General features: G+C 59.1%; 16 protein-coding genes and 1 pseudogene. 11 read left to right on the top strand and 6 right to left on the bottom strand.

Features of this window, described 5'->3' with window-relative positions; genetic code table 11:
* Positions 1–47 precede the first annotated feature (47 nt).
* From ACVJ19_RS09985 to ACVJ19_RS09965, 5 genes are all read left to right on the top strand, one after another.
* Positions 48–989, top strand: coding sequence for an alpha/beta fold hydrolase (locus ACVJ19_RS09985; protein WP_011090985.1), 942 nt, complete (start codon positions 48–50; stop codon positions 987–989).
* An 8-nt stretch (positions 990–997) separates the two neighbouring features.
* Positions 998–1,594, top strand: a complete 597-nt coding sequence (locus ACVJ19_RS09980; protein ID WP_161170741.1) for a ribbon-helix-helix domain-containing protein — start codon at positions 998–1,000, stop codon at positions 1,592–1,594.
* 79 nt (positions 1,595–1,673) lie between these two features.
* On the top strand, positions 1,674–2,402 hold the full coding sequence (locus ACVJ19_RS09975; RefSeq protein WP_016848072.1) for an MFS transporter: 729 nt from the start codon (positions 1,674–1,676) through the stop codon (positions 2,400–2,402).
* Positions 2,290–2,922 carry a hypothetical protein gene (locus ACVJ19_RS09970; protein WP_223154147.1) on the top strand — a complete coding sequence of 211 codons (633 nt, stop codon included), beginning with the start codon at positions 2,290–2,292 and terminating at the stop codon, positions 2,920–2,922. The genes ACVJ19_RS09975 and ACVJ19_RS09970 overlap by 113 nt, the downstream gene beginning before the upstream one ends.
* Before the next feature lie 246 nt (positions 2,923–3,168).
* Positions 3,169–3,264 carry a hypothetical protein gene (locus ACVJ19_RS09965; protein ID WP_301309069.1) on the top strand — a complete coding sequence of 32 codons (96 nt, stop codon included), beginning with the start codon at positions 3,169–3,171 and terminating at the stop codon, positions 3,262–3,264.
* Here the strand turns inward: ACVJ19_RS09965 and ACVJ19_RS09960 are convergent.
* From ACVJ19_RS09960 to ACVJ19_RS09940, 5 genes are all read right to left on the bottom strand, one after another.
* Positions 3,228–4,349 carry a LysR family transcriptional regulator gene (locus tag ACVJ19_RS09960; RefSeq protein WP_011090981.1) on the bottom strand — a complete coding sequence of 374 codons (1,122 nt, stop codon included), beginning with the start codon at positions 4,347–4,349 and terminating at the stop codon, positions 3,228–3,230. The two genes, ACVJ19_RS09965 and ACVJ19_RS09960, sit on opposite strands and share 37 nt — an antisense overlap.
* Before the next feature lie 683 nt (positions 4,350–5,032).
* The gene (locus ACVJ19_RS09955) at positions 5,033–5,251 is read right to left on the bottom strand and encodes a hypothetical protein (protein ID WP_125459388.1); all 219 of its coding nucleotides are present in this window, start codon (positions 5,249–5,251) and stop codon (positions 5,033–5,035) included.
* Between the two features lie 41 nt (positions 5,252–5,292).
* Positions 5,293–6,846 carry a phosphomannomutase/phosphoglucomutase gene (locus tag ACVJ19_RS09950; RefSeq protein ID WP_049801880.1) on the bottom strand — a complete coding sequence of 518 codons (1,554 nt, stop codon included), beginning with the start codon at positions 6,844–6,846 and terminating at the stop codon, positions 5,293–5,295.
* A 196-nt stretch (positions 6,847–7,042) separates the two neighbouring features.
* Positions 7,043–7,612 carry a helix-turn-helix transcriptional regulator gene (locus tag ACVJ19_RS09945; protein ID WP_016848068.1) on the bottom strand — a complete coding sequence of 190 codons (570 nt, stop codon included), beginning with the start codon at positions 7,610–7,612 and terminating at the stop codon, positions 7,043–7,045.
* A gap of 359 nt (positions 7,613–7,971) precedes the next feature.
* A complete protein-coding gene (locus ACVJ19_RS09940) occupies positions 7,972–8,397 on the bottom strand; it encodes a hypothetical protein (protein WP_223153798.1) in 426 nt (141 codons plus the stop codon).
* A gap of 483 nt (positions 8,398–8,880) precedes the next feature.
* Between ACVJ19_RS09940 and ACVJ19_RS09935 the strand changes: the two genes are divergently transcribed.
* From ACVJ19_RS09935 to ACVJ19_RS09910, 6 genes and pseudogenes are all read left to right on the top strand, one after another.
* Positions 8,881–9,231 carry a hypothetical protein gene (locus tag ACVJ19_RS09935; protein ID WP_161170744.1) on the top strand — a complete coding sequence of 117 codons (351 nt, stop codon included), beginning with the start codon at positions 8,881–8,883 and terminating at the stop codon, positions 9,229–9,231.
* A gap of 21 nt (positions 9,232–9,252) precedes the next feature.
* Positions 9,253–9,387 (top strand): hypothetical protein, encoded by a 135-nt coding sequence (locus ACVJ19_RS09930; protein ID WP_016847164.1) that lies wholly within the window; start codon positions 9,253–9,255, stop codon positions 9,385–9,387.
* Between the two features lie 291 nt (positions 9,388–9,678).
* A complete protein-coding gene (locus ACVJ19_RS09925; RefSeq protein ID WP_016847165.1) occupies positions 9,679–9,909 on the top strand; it encodes a hypothetical protein in 231 nt (76 codons plus the stop codon).
* A gap of 762 nt (positions 9,910–10,671) precedes the next feature.
* Entirely contained in the window at positions 10,672–10,953 is a 282-nt protein-coding gene (locus tag ACVJ19_RS09920) for a hypothetical protein (protein WP_011090974.1), read from the top strand.
* A 181-nt stretch (positions 10,954–11,134) separates the two neighbouring features.
* Positions 11,135–11,324, top strand: a pseudogene (locus ACVJ19_RS09915) (hypothetical protein).
* A complete protein-coding gene (locus ACVJ19_RS09910; RefSeq protein WP_011090973.1) occupies positions 11,321–11,515 on the top strand; it encodes a hypothetical protein in 195 nt (64 codons plus the stop codon). Before ACVJ19_RS09915 ends, ACVJ19_RS09910 begins: the two are co-directional and overlap by 4 nt.
* 1,199 nt (positions 11,516–12,714) lie before the next feature.
* Here ACVJ19_RS09910 and ACVJ19_RS09905 read toward each other — a convergent pair.
* Positions 12,715–12,951 carry a hypothetical protein gene (locus tag ACVJ19_RS09905; protein ID WP_011090972.1) on the bottom strand — a complete coding sequence of 79 codons (237 nt, stop codon included), beginning with the start codon at positions 12,949–12,951 and terminating at the stop codon, positions 12,715–12,717.
* Between the last annotated feature and the right edge of the window lie 150 nt (positions 12,952–13,101).

The following is a 13,101-nucleotide window of genomic DNA, read 5'->3' as shown; positions in this document are numbered from 1 at the left end:
ACCAGCATTTTGCTCACGTAGACGCGTTCAGGTGAACAGGAAGTCAGATGCCATATATCGATGCCACGGGTGTGAAGCTTTATTTTGAGGAAGCCGGGGAAGGTCATCCGATCATTTTCCTGCACGAGTTCGGCTCAGATAGCCGCGGATGGAAAACCCAGGTTCGCTACTTTTCTCGTGCCTATCGCTGCATCACTTTCAACGCTCGCGGATATGCCCCCAGCGACGTTCCTGACGATCCGACGCTATATGGCTGGGAGCTCGCTGTGAACGACATCGCCGCCGTCATGCGTGGCCTCGCTGTCGAACACGCACACCTGGTCGGATTGAGCATGTGCGGATATGCCGCCTTGCAGTTCGGATTACGCTATCCGAAGAGAGCCAGCGCGATTGTCGCGGCCGGTGTGGGATCCGGATCGGCTCCTTCCCAGCAGGACGCCTGGTCGAGAGAAACCTCCATTCTCGCGCGGGCTTTCATCGAGCGCGGGATGGACGCGATGGCCCGGAGAATGGCGCATGGTCAGACTCGTATTCAACTCAAATACAAGGACACACGGAGCTGGGAAGAGTTCCAGGAACGCCTGCGTCACCACTCACCGCTAGGTATGTCGAATACGATGGCGCGCTGTCAGGGGGTGCGACCGCCATTGCATGATCTGGCCGATCAGTTCTCAACGATGCGAACACCGGTATTGCTGGCCCTGGGCGATGAAGACGCGCCCTGCCTTGAGACTAACCTGATGCTGAAAGCAGTGCTTCCCAACGCCGGTCTTTGGATCTGTCCCAACACCGGCCACACCATCAATCTGGAAGAGCCGACAGCATTCAATGCTCAGCTCGACAGCTTTCTAGCCGCCGTCGAGCGTGGGAGCTGGCGCCGCGGGCATCCGGAAATTGAGGCTGAATCCGATCTGAAACTTGAGATGACGTGCGATACACGCACGAAGGCAGTGGCCCGTTACTGCAACACTCCAGGCGCTTCACAGTGAGTCCTCTCATGAAATCCCGGACCGGCGTTCATCTCAGCGAATCCATGTCAACGCGGTTGACCGCCGCGGCTACACGCACGGGAGTCACAAAGTCAGAACTTATTGAAGCCGCGCTCGATAGCTTTCTCGAATCCGATAACGCTGCTGAACATTTCGCGATCGTGGCAGGCCGCCTCACTGAGTTGAACGATCAGATCGGGCGTCTCGGTGCCGATCTCAAGATGGTGAATGAGGCCGTCGCCCTTCACGCGCGCTTTCACTTGGCTGTTACGCCCTCGTTATCGGCGGCAGAGCAGCATATGGCGACTGTGGTGGGCTCAGAACGCTTCGATGAGTTCGCTGCGCAAGTAGGACGTCGTGTTGAGCGGGGGACATCCCTCCTCCGGGAGACGATGAACCGGCGCCTCGTGACGAATAAGAACCGCTGGGCGAGCCACCTTGCGGCAAGCGCGGATCGCCGCACGAATTGCAGGTCTTCAGAACCAGACCGTCGTCTGTCCGACACGGTTGATGGCGGGTCAGAGCCGAATGCTGCCGTGCGGGAGGGCGGCAGCATTCGAACCTTTCCAGACCGGACCAACATCCCGCTACAGCGAGAGATCTAACGGCGCTGAAACCACGCCTTATTCGCGGCCGCCTAGCCCAAGCCGCACCTACGTGCCGCGACGATCAGTTGCAGACGTGATGGGTGTCTCCGCACTTGTCATGCGGGTGTTTCTACCTTTTGCTGTCGGTTATTACCTCTCGTACCTCTTCAGGACAATCAACGCTTTGATCGCCGCTCCCCTGACATCGGAATTGGGGCTCGACGCTGGTGATCTTGGCTTGCTGACTTCGGTCTATTTTCTCACCTTCGCGGTAGCGCAGATACCCGTCGGCATCCTTCTGGATCGATATGGTCCGCGGCTGATCCAGAGCGTGCTGCTGGTTGCTGCTGCGGTCGGCGCCGCATTGTTTGCTACGTCAGACAATTTGCTCATGCTGCTTCTAGGCCGGGCGCTACTCGGTCTCGGCGTCGCCGCGAGCCTGACCGCCGGATTGAAAGCCCTCGTTCTCTGGTTTCCGAAGGACCGTCTTCCGTTTCTCAACGGCCTGATGGTCATGCTCGGTGCATTGGGAGCAGTCACCACGACCTCGCCGGCGCAGTGGTTGCTGGCTTGGGTTGGGTGGAGGACGCTCTTCGCATTGTTAGCTGTCTTCACGGCCGGCTGTTCGGCGATGATCTATCTCGATGATCTATCTCTTGGTGCCGGAGAGTGCATCGGCAACGCCGGTCCTGCGTGGAACAGCCGTGGCCAGCTTGAAGAAGATTTATACCGATCCGCATTTCTGGCGTCTGGCGCCGCTATCAGCGACTTCCGTCGGCACCGCCTGGGCGCTGCAGGGACTTTGGGCAGCGCAGTGGTTCACTGACGTCGAGGGACTTGATCGCGCTGCTTTGGTGCAACATTTGCTTGTCATGACCGTCGCGCTCAGCCTGGGTGCGCTCCTGCTAGGCGTTCTGGCTGATCGGCTGCGTCGCTATGGCATTGGAACAGAGGCGCTCCTCGCGGTCGTCGGCCTTATGTTCATTGCCGTGCAATTCGCGATTATCCTGCGATGGCCGTTGTCATCATACGTCCTGTGGGCCGCTGTGGCCGCCGTCGGCGCAGCTACGGTGCTTAGCTATGCGATCCTGGCTAGTTATTTCCCGAAAGAGCTTGCCGGACGGGCCAATGCTGCGCTGAACGTGTTCCATATCGGTGGAGCGTTTGTCCTGCAATATGCCACTGGCGTCGTCCTTGAACATTGGACGCCTCAGGCGGGGCATTATCCGGAGATCGCGTACCAGATAGCCTTTTTCCTCAATCTTGTCCTTCAGATCATCGCATGGGTCTGGTTCGCTTTCCCGTGGGTGCTTCGGCCGTCGACGAGCGCTAGGTTCAGCGATTAGGGGCGCGAGTCGGCGGCAGCCAAGGTTCAGCCTGCCGGGACTGTGAGCGATCACAGCAAGCACCGGCGAATGTTCGACACCGCGACGCACCTCGTCCAGGAAATGCCGCCCCCCAGGGGTGATCGTGACACCCCGATGCCGATGCTCGAACAGATGCTGCAGTCTTCAGGGATCTCAAAGCTATGCCGATTCTGACGCGTAGCGGCGGCGCGACGACGCCGACCAAGGCTGCCAAGTTGATCGCCAATGGTTGGGCGCTTTATCGCAACCGACCGCGCCTTTGCGAAGGCCCGACGAAATGCTGTTCAGCTCGCATCTGGGGCAGCGGAAATATCAGGATAGCGCTCCCGAAGCAGGTCGAGCAACGGACGCAGCGATGGATTAGCGTTGTCCTGCCGCCAATAAGCGCGCAAGCTCAGCCGCGTCGGCCCCTCGGCATCATGCACCTCGCGGAAGGTGACACCCGGATAGACTGCGCCCGTCGCACTTTCCAATACCAGTAGAATGCCCCAGTCCACGCCGACCAAGGAGAGAAGACGGTCGAGCACCACATCATGGCGAACCAGCGGGCAAGGATCGGAAGACCCCAATTTGCTGTCAAGGAGCTTCAGGAATTCCGGTCCCGGGCCTCGCTGCGACATCAAAAGCGATTCGTGCCTCAGTTCGCCCCAGTGAATTACGTCACGACCTGTCAGCGGATGGTTCGCGGGGAGGGCGGCAACGACACGCTCGCTCCAGAGCAACAATGACCTGTCGCTCCACCTTGGACTGAGGCCGGCCACAAAGGCGACGTCAATCGCGGAGCTGGCGAGATCCGAAATCAGATGGTCGCTCGCTCCGTCAACCAGTTGTCTGTCGACATCGGGGAAGCGGTGCCGGTGCTCGATGAGAGTGGCCCGGAGATTGCCGGCTGACAGGGAAGTGTGGATGCCGATGGTCAATCGGCCGCTCTCACCACGCGAGCGGTTCTTGCCACGAACCGTGATTGCTTCCGTCTCATCAACGAAACGCCGGGCAGCTTCGAGGAATTCCTGCCCTTCAACGGTAGGTCGTGTGCCGCCATTGGTACGCTTAAACAGAGTGACGCCCAACCTGTATTCGAGATTGCGCAGGCCGCGACTAAGAGTGGGTTGCTTGATTCTGAGCGCCTCTGCCGCTTGGCGGAGGCTTCGGTGCTTGGACGCGACGATCGCCCAGCGCAGGTCTCGAAATTCCACAGGCACGGTCGAAACCCTAGGGTAAGTTGCCGGTGACCAATTGACCAATTTTTGTCTTGAATGGCGCACGCCATTTGCTTGCGCTGCTTCTGGATCTTCCAATTTGGCAAGCGCAAAAATGGGCGAGGCTGGAGCCAAAAAAGTTTGGCAAGTTTGCCTTTCATTTGCTTGCGCTGCTTCAACCCGCCAATTCGGCCTCGAAAGGGCCATCAAAAGACATCCGCCCTCCGGGCCGGTTAAGACCCTGCCGCCATTTGCTCGGTACCTAGGCTCGCTGGAGGCACGAGAAGCGCAAGCTCTTCTAACTTCATGTTTCGGGTAAACTGCTATGATTCCAAATGACAGTGAACCAATCGCCAACCCAACCCGATCATGAAAAAGCCTCCCGAACGACCCGAGAAGCAGTCTTTTCGATTGAAATGGGTAGAACGGGGAAAATCCGTTTTTGTGACCGAGCGTGTGATCCTACACGAGGTAATTTTGCGACAGGGCAACAGAAACCGACTGAGCTTCAGGTCAGCTTGGTTGTCCGCCTAAATGCTGTCCGCCAACGGCGCGCAACTGAGGATCGAAGTCGACAGGTTTTTGACGACAGTTCAGGCGGCCTGAGCGAACTAGAAGTATAACTGAATCATCGGGATGAAAGCCTCCCACCTATCCAAGTTAAGGCCTAGCTGCCCGCCTTGCCTTTCTTCTAATCCGCAATTCCTTTTCTGCTACCGATTTTCGGGGTAACTCAATCTTACCCAACTTCAGCGTGAAAGGGCGCTTGAGACCAAAAAATGGCGATTAGCCTTTCAGTACTACGGCCCCTGGAAGAGGAGGGGCGCGCGGATTACGGGTCGAAGAGCCCAGGAGGGATTAATGCCAAGGACGCACGCCGTTTTTCGCGGCTATTCGATGAATCTTGCCCGAAACGCTCTCATCTGCTCCACCCTTCTGGCGCGAACGGTTGGATACAGCGACTGGGGCGGTGTCATCCCCGCTAGGGATTGTCCCGGAAGCATGACGCTGGCAGCAATTACAAGCGCGCCAGAACCATAGACGAGATAGTTGTTGGAGGAGTTTGAACTGAGCGTGGTCGTGCCTGAAGAAACAAGATTGGTTGTCACGGCTTGCTCCAAATAGATTACGGAAACTTGGACGAGCTTAATTAGTCAAATTCGGTATCGGTCCTCGCCTGCCGGATCGGCCCAGCAAGGCCACCTTGGATCCTCTGATTGTATTCCCCAACCGCGGCATGCGTGCGCAGCACGCTGTTCACCATCTCGAACATGTCGTGCATGCGCTGCTCGGAGACCGGGCTCTCGACCACGACGACGAGCTCGGGCTTGTTCGAGGACGCGCGCACCAGGCCCCAGCTGCCGTCCTCGACCGTGACGCGTCCGCCGTTGACGGTGACGAGATCGCGGATCGCCTGGCCGCCGATCCTGGCGCCCTTGGCCTGCAAGCCTTCAAAATGCTTCACCACCTGGTCGATGACGCCGTACTTGGTCTCGTCGGCGCAATGCGGCGACATGGTCGGCGACGACCAGGTTTTCGGCAGCGCGTTCTTCAAATCGGCCATCGACTTGCCCGGCGCGCGGTCGAGCATGTCGCAGATCGCGAGCGCCGACACCAGGCCGTCGTCATAGCCGCGCCCATACGGCTTGTTGAAGAAGAAGTGGCCGGACTTCTCGAAGCCCGCGAGCGCACCCGTCTCGTGGGTGCGGCGCTTCATGTAGGAATGGCCGGTCTTCCAATAAGCGACCTTGGCGCCCTGCTTCTGCAGCACGGGATCGGTGACGAACAGGCCGGTCGACTTCACGTCGACGATGAACTGCGCGTCCTTGTGGATCGCCGACATGTCGCGGGCGAGCATCACGCCGACCTTGTCGGCGAAGATTTCCTCGCCGGTGTTGTCGACGACGCCGCAGCGATCGCCGTCACCGTCGAAGCCGAGACCGACATCGGCCTTGTGATGCAGCACCGCATCGCGGATCGCGTGCAGCATCTCCATGTCTTCCGGATTCGGATTGTATTTCGGGAAGGTGTGGTCGAGCTCGGTGTCGAGCGGGATCACCTCGCAGCCGATCGCCTCCAGCACCTGCGGCGCGAACGCGCCGGCCGTGCCATTGCCGCGGGCCGCGACGACCTTGAGCTTGCGGGTCAGCTTCGGACGGCTGGTGAGGTCGGCGATGTAGCGCGCCGGATAGTTCTCGTGGAACTGGTAGGAGCCGCCGGCCTTGTTCTTGAATTCGGCGTTGAGCACGATTTCCTTCAGCCGCGTCATCTCGTCGGGGACGAAGGTCAGCGGGCGGTTGGCGCCCATCTTCACGCCGGTCCAGCCATTGTCGTTGTGCGAGGCCGTGACCATGGCGCAGCAGGGCACGTCGAGGTCGAACTGCGCGAAATAGGCCATCGGCGTCACCGCGAGCCCGATGTCGTGCACCTTGCAGCCCGCAGCCATCAGGCCGGAAATCAGCGCATATTTGATCGAGGCCGAATAGCCGCGGAAATCATGGCCGGTGACGATCTCCTGCTTGACGCCGAGCTCCGCAATCAGCGCGCCCAGCCCCATGCCGAGCGCCTGGATCCCCATCAGGTTGATTTCCTTCTGGAACAACCAGCGCGCGTCGTATTCGCGAAAACCCGTGGCCTTCACCATCGGCTCGGATTCGAAGGCATAGGTGTTGGGCAACAAGACGGATTTCGGCTTGGGGAACATTGAGACAATCTCAGAAATGCGAGGAATTGACCGCCGCCATAGCGAATGCCCAGGCCGAGGTATCGCGGGCATCACACAATGGACAAGGTAGGCTTGTTGGCTAAGTCTTGGTCAGCTTTCCGTCATCGAAAACCAGGAAACGTTGACCTGCACAGCGAGAAGAATGCAGCCGGCCGGCCAGTTTGGATGGGCGGGGTTATAGAAGCCGGGACAATAGCGAGACTAGCTCAGCTTGCCGCCTGGTCCCGGTTCGCAAAAAGACAGCTTTCAGATGGTTTCGCGCTGTCCCCGACGAAATGTTCATATAAAATGCAATTTCTTCCAGCGACTTTCCCTCCACCAGCAGCGATGCGAGACGAGCCTGCGCGGGAGTCAATCCAAAGATCTCCATGACAGAGCTCTGCGAGACGCGAGGTATTTCATTCAGATCAGTCAGGATCAGAAGGGCGCCCATGTCCGGGAGGAGGGGATCGCCTGCACTTTCCCAGTCCTGAACGATGGCATCAATGACAATCGGCCGGCGCTGACTCCGGGTGACAACTGTTTGCAAGGTGCTACGGCCCGGTTTGCCAGACAAAAAGCGGACCTGAGTGATCAGTCGGTCCAGCCTCAGTCGTGACTGAGCATCCGCTGCAAACAGACGCCGTCCCTTCACCGATAGATCGTCATCGAAAAGCTTCGACGCGTTGTCGTTGACAGCCGCCACGAAGCCATTCTGATCGATCAAAATCGCAGGCCGGCCCAATAGATCAAGCGTACCAATCATACTGGGCCGTTCCCCACGAGCGATGCGCAATTCACTCGGGCAAAACAAAGCTCCTTTCGGACCTGCCCCCGTTCTCTCGTCACCCTCAAGCATAGCAACAGTTCAAAAAATGGTTCGCATAACTAATGCTGAAAACGCCATCGTCCCATGTCTCAACTTATAGCTGCGTGCGTCAAAGTGGACAGTCCCATTTGAGATATGTTTCGCACTAATTTCTAGAGTTTCAGACTGAGTCCGTAGGCTACGGACCTTTCGGGCGCGCGATGAATAAGCGCTCGCTGCGTTTGCCCGTTCGAATTCAGCGCTTCTTCGCCGGCATTCGAGCTGCGCGATCGATGCAAAAGTGAAAATCTAACTAGTCATAGGAAGAAGCCGCTGATCTTCGCAGTCCTGCCTGCACAAATCCGGCGAACTTTCCCATTTTTGTGCTGAATTTGATCACGGCAGGCTCTCTTGAACGCGCCTCCTGATTTTGCCTCGCGCCGCGAACCCTCTAACGCAGAGCGGGCTTCACCCTGAGTGGCTCCGGGCTCTGGTACGCCACTGCTTTCGATCTCCCTAGGAGGCGTAGATGCCTTTGGGAACTTGAAAACCAAGGGAAAAATAGCCGAGACTAGCGCGTCGAGAGCACATCGCTCCTCGGACAGACGTCTTTCGACATACTGGCGGTCAAGCCCCGCGACCTCTGTTTCAAGCAAACGGCGATAGCGGTGGATGCGGTTACGGTGGGTTCGCATGGCGGCGAGCGTTTCGCTGATCATCGGCAGAATCTCATTCGAAATCAAATCCTCTCCTCCTTAACCGCGTGCCTGCGGTGGAGCATAGCTGACTCCGCGGAGCGCTGTGATTTGATGTCCTTTCTCTAGGGACAGCCCTGAAGGGTCAATTGGGTTCGTAACGCGCCGCTTCTGTACGTAACGTACAATGAATCCAGCGGGCGCCGTCCGGACAGTGAATATGGCAAGCCAGATGTTGCGCCCTGTTCTGCCGAAAGCAAGACATTCTGAGGGGCGCGCAAAGCCCGATCGCTAGCTGAGAGCTGTTCGTTTGCCCGAGGCACTCACGGGCCCTGCTCGTCATCGTCGCCGCTAGCCGATGAGGCTGAAGCCGACCTTGCTGACCTGTACGACGAGCGCGGCGACCTCAAGCCCATAGACGCTTGGCCGGAAATTTGGCGGCAAGGCCTCGTTGCCGGTGTCGAGATCGACGCGCTATACGAAGGGGCGGGCGAGGAGCGTAGGCAAGTCGGTCACGTCAAGAAGATCAGGTTGAGTGATCGACTGCGCCGCCTGGAGCTGATCGGCAAGCATGTTCGCGTCAATGCGTTCCAGGAGCGGGTTGAGTTTAGCCTGTTGGAAGGACTGGGAGAGCGCATCGATCGCGCCAAGGCTCGCGCAGCATCTCTTCCAGCGCTTCCGGCTCCGCCGATCGTGAAGGTCGCGTCTGCTCCTCTCCCTTCGCGTGTAGAGCAGCCAGCGCCAGCCGCACCACCTGCGCCGCCGTCACCACCACCGCCGCTGCCGAAGCCGGCTTACAAGCCGATCATGCCCGCGCCTGAACCCGCAGCACCGTGGCCGTCGTTCGGCGGCTTCGCTGCGACCGACTACGATCCCACCTAGCAAAAAACGAAATGCTCCATCATGGCAACAATCGCTGCCAACATCGCCACCATCCAAGCCCAAGCCGCCGTTCTCGACACGCTAATTGGGCAATTTGCCGCCGCCAAAGCGTTGATCGACGCGGCCGAACTCGACATTCGCAGTCAGCAAGCCTAAGCGTGGACTTGCACAGGTTTCGCTGCGCTGTCTGCAATCACGCACTTACGACATTCGCAGCGCATGAAGATTCCATGCATTCCAATGGCCGGTGGCTTCAAGGCGATTTGCGCCCACCGAAGTAAGCCGCGCTGCAAGTCGTGACCGAAGGCGAGACGCCGCGGCTGCCGGAAGGTTTCAGGGTCGAGCTCGACAAGGACGGTTGGCGGCACTGATTCGCGCGAAGCGCCGATGGCCTCAATGCATCTGCCGCTCTGACTGATCTTCACTAATCCGCCAGCCGCGTAGGGCATGACCATGTCCGATGACTGGACCAAACGAGCGACGAACATCCTTCGAGAACTTCATGCTGCCGAGACGGAGCTAATCGGCAGGGGGGCTATCCTGACCGACGGTAAGGCGGGGACGGTTGATCACGTCTTCCTTGACGAGGTGCACGGGCTCCGGATCTCGATCGGTGGCCACGACGGCAAGTGGCCGATTTCGACTCTGAAGCTTCTAGACTCCGGTTTCGCCAGATAGCGCAGGCGGTGTCAGCCCGTGGCAATGACCGATCAAGGCTGGGGCGCCCGTTCGAGGATGATCCGATCGAGGTAGACGGGCGCAAGCTGGGGGGTGGCATCATGTGGGCCTTGCACCTCGGAGGGCCGACACCAGATGGCGGGCCACTGCGCAAGAAGGGCAAACCGTGCAGGGTGATCCGATGAGCCAAATAAACCAGACCGGCCGTAGGATTATCTACGTCATGATGGTGGTCGTGGTGCTGGTGGTCATCTGGCAGATTCTCACGCCGCTTTGAGAAGGCCCGCCAGATAGCTTGTCCGCCCGGTCACCGTCCGCGGTGATCACTCGGTGACCGGGCGCCCAGCGCGGTGCGCGGCAGCGAGGCGGAGCCTGGCCGAGTAAGCCAGTCACAGTTTACCTGGAGTGGCAGCCATGATGCAGAACGTTGTAGCCGGATGCGTCGCAGTGGCTTTGATTATCCTGGCCTTGATTGGCTTCGCCCAAACGCACCGTGAATGTTGGCACGGGCACGTGCTCCTAACCCATGAGCCCTGCGGATCCGTCAGCCCTTCAATATAGGAACAACCATTTTCCGCTGATCTGGGCGCGGGACCGAAGCCCCGCGCTCTCGTCGTTCACCGCCTCGGCCGGCGGGCGCAAAACCGCTGTCGATCGCAGTGAGCGCTTTTCCACACCCACGACGCGCAGTAGCTCGCGCGCGGTCCGAGCCACCAGTAATCGATAATTTGACTGTCGCCCGCGCAGCGGTTGGATCTCGGCATGCCTCACCCTGCCCGCCGCCACACGCCCACGCACGCCGAGGGTCGGCCAATCAAGATCACCTTTGGCGAGATGCGCGAGATGGGCTTGCGCGGCGTCCTCATGTATTGCCCCTGCGGCCGTCACGTTGCGCTCGGCACCGATCGCTGGCCCGACGATGTTCGGCTGTCAGATGTCGAGCCGCGCTTCGTCTGCACCGCCTGCGCCGGGCGCGGCGCAGACGTACGACCGGATTTCAACTGGAACGCAAAAGGGCCGATCGGCGACATGGGCTATCGGTAGCCACCTTAAAAACGGCCCCGGCCATGGGGGCTTTTGAAGTGTGGAGGCCGGGGCCGTTGGAGGTGACCTTGGCGGTAATGGGGTCGCCAGGTGGTGACGAGCATAGGAAAAACCGGCAATCAGTTCTGTCCACTTGTGCCCAAAGCGGTATAGTTCCTCATCGGGAACGGAACCGGTCGCAATGAAGGACATGCAGGCTCAGTTAGAAAAGCTCCGCACGGATGCTGCCGAGTGCGCCTTGATCCGCGATCTTGCTACTGAACCCAAGAAGCGAGATGTTCACAAGGCTGGCCGAGCATCTGACAGTTCTGGCCGACGAGGTTGAACGCGCCATTGCTGCCGCGAGACCTGAGCTGAAGCGGAAGGAATGACGGAACGAGGCTGGGGTCGGCGTTTCGAGGATCCGATCACGATCGGCGATCGCATACTGGTGACGCAGCTCGACGCCGGCGAGTACATCGCCGCGTCGCCGAAGAAAGAGCACGCCGCATCGGAATGGCAAGCCGCGATGAAGGTGGAGGCCCGAGTATGTTTGCCAGCATCGGGGTCATGCGGGCATTGAACCGCCACCACGTCCCGGAGTTTAACCCGAAGGGCAAAGAGCCTCACTGGGGCCGGCGCAAGCTGAAGAGGGACCAATAAGGCGCCGCCAACTGAGGCGGCCTTACTCTCTCACAGGATGCAAGTCGGACGGCTGTACGGCGAGCCGATAAGCAATCTCCCGGGAGCCGTCGAAGACCTCTAGGACGCGCTCACAGATCAGGCACTTGTAGTGCCCGGCGTTGCCCTTGCGGGATTCAAGTTCGATCCGGCGAGATCCCGCCGAACAATCAGGGCACGTCACGTCGCCTTTCTTCATGTGACAGTTATGATGCAGGCTACCGCAGGGGTCAAAGGTTAGTGTTTGCCCGACGGAACGCAGCTGGGACCAGTACGCCCCGAATGGGAAAAGCCGCAGCGTGGTTCCAGCCCCACTGCGGCATTCCCGGAATAACAAAAAAATTAGTGCTCAAATCGCGCCGGTGTTCCTTCAGTAGAACACCCCGTTCCGAAAATGGAGTCCGGACAACTACCGGACTTCGGTTTTCTACGTATTGTCACTTGGAGGGCCGACATGGCTGGGCATGGCAATTCCAGCCCCAATGCTCCCGGTTGCCGATCCAATTGCGGATTTGAGCGCCGGGAGTGCTAGGCCCACCAGCGTGAACCGGCGCCCACCGTAAATTTCCCAAGGTCAAAAAAAAGAACCGCCGACCTTGGTAACTAAGGCCATCAGCTGAGGCTGCTTACCTCTGCTCGTTCCTCGCACGGGAAGCCAGTCTATCCAGCTGGCCAGCCAAACCCACGAAACTTCGGGCGATGTTTTTCAGGGCGGCGGCGCGATCCTTGGAAATGCCGCTCACGCCAGAAAGTCTCTTGTAGTGGTTAGCCTGCTCGCGGCACTCAGCAATGTTGATCAATGGCTCAGCCTTCCTGTTGCCCGCGCGGGACGTGGGATCGCCTTTCCCCGCTGGCTTGCCTTCTACCATGTTAGGCCCTTAAATCAGGTTCGGACACTGGGTTAGATACGGACAGCGCCGGCTCGAGTTTTGAAAAGGAACACAACGGTGGGCGTCTATGTGAACACCGCCAAGCAGGTCGGCGACGTCGATCACATCAAGTCTTCGCGACGGTGGACGCCGCGGAACGATGGTTCGAGGAGAACGACCCGGAGGGCGTCGCCTTCGAATACGATGTGATCGAGTGATGTGGAGCGGATAATCAGCGCCACATCGTTGGTGGGTTCAAGGCCTTGCGACCCGCCGCTTTCAACGCGTCGGTTGAGAGCTGTCCATGTGCCGCAGCATCGAGCAGCTTCGAAGCAACGTACGCTCTGGCGCCCGTTTCGCTTACAGGAATATTTTCGCAAACTTCGTCGAGCACCGCCCTGAGCAGCGCAGTCATTTCAGCATCAAACACGCCGAACTCCCGAAATTGAGAGGATCCTGAACGCTGCACAAGCGGAATATATTCGCTTGGCAGCGTTCGCCGCGTATTCCGGTCTGGGCTCCGAAATCCCAGCGCCTACAAAATTGGCACCTGTACGTCAAAGTAATGTGACAGCTTCCTCGGCCACATCAACGGGCGTTTGCAGGGCCTCCCCAAAGG

This window comes from Bradyrhizobium sp. USDA 376 (assembly GCF_054063675.1).
This window is presented reverse-complemented; position numbering and strand designations above follow the sequence as displayed.

What these genes read in the sequence shown, in the direction of transcription:
- ACVJ19_RS09985 (WP_011090985.1), top strand. Translation starts at nt 48, where the DNA reads ATGCCATATATCGATGCCACGGGTGTGAAGCTTTATTTTGAGGAAGCC.
- ACVJ19_RS09980 (WP_161170741.1), top strand. Translation starts at nt 998, where the DNA reads ATGAAATCCCGGACCGGCGTTCATCTCAGCGAATCCATGTCAACGCGG.
- ACVJ19_RS09975 (WP_016848072.1), top strand. Translation starts at nt 1,674, where the DNA reads ATGGGTGTCTCCGCACTTGTCATGCGGGTGTTTCTACCTTTTGCTGTC.
- ACVJ19_RS09965 (WP_301309069.1), top strand. Translation starts at nt 3,169, where the DNA reads ATGGTTGGGCGCTTTATCGCAACCGACCGCGCCTTTGCGAAGGCCCGA.
- ACVJ19_RS09960 (WP_011090981.1), bottom strand. Translation starts at nt 4,349, where the DNA reads ATGGCCCTTTCGAGGCCGAATTGGCGGGTTGAAGCAGCGCAAGCAAAT.
- ACVJ19_RS09950 (WP_049801880.1), bottom strand. Translation starts at nt 6,846, where the DNA reads ATGTTCCCCAAGCCGAAATCCGTCTTGTTGCCCAACACCTATGCCTTC.
- ACVJ19_RS09945 (WP_016848068.1), bottom strand. Translation starts at nt 7,612, where the DNA reads ATGATTGGTACGCTTGATCTATTGGGCCGGCCTGCGATTTTGATCGAT.
- ACVJ19_RS09930 (WP_016847164.1), top strand. Translation starts at nt 9,253, where the DNA reads ATGGCAACAATCGCTGCCAACATCGCCACCATCCAAGCCCAAGCCGCC.
- ACVJ19_RS09925 (WP_016847165.1), top strand. Translation starts at nt 9,679, where the DNA reads ATGACCATGTCCGATGACTGGACCAAACGAGCGACGAACATCCTTCGA.
- ACVJ19_RS09920 (WP_011090974.1), top strand. Translation starts at nt 10,672, where the DNA reads ATGCCTCACCCTGCCCGCCGCCACACGCCCACGCACGCCGAGGGTCGG.
- ACVJ19_RS09910 (WP_011090973.1), top strand. Translation starts at nt 11,321, where the DNA reads ATGACGGAACGAGGCTGGGGTCGGCGTTTCGAGGATCCGATCACGATC.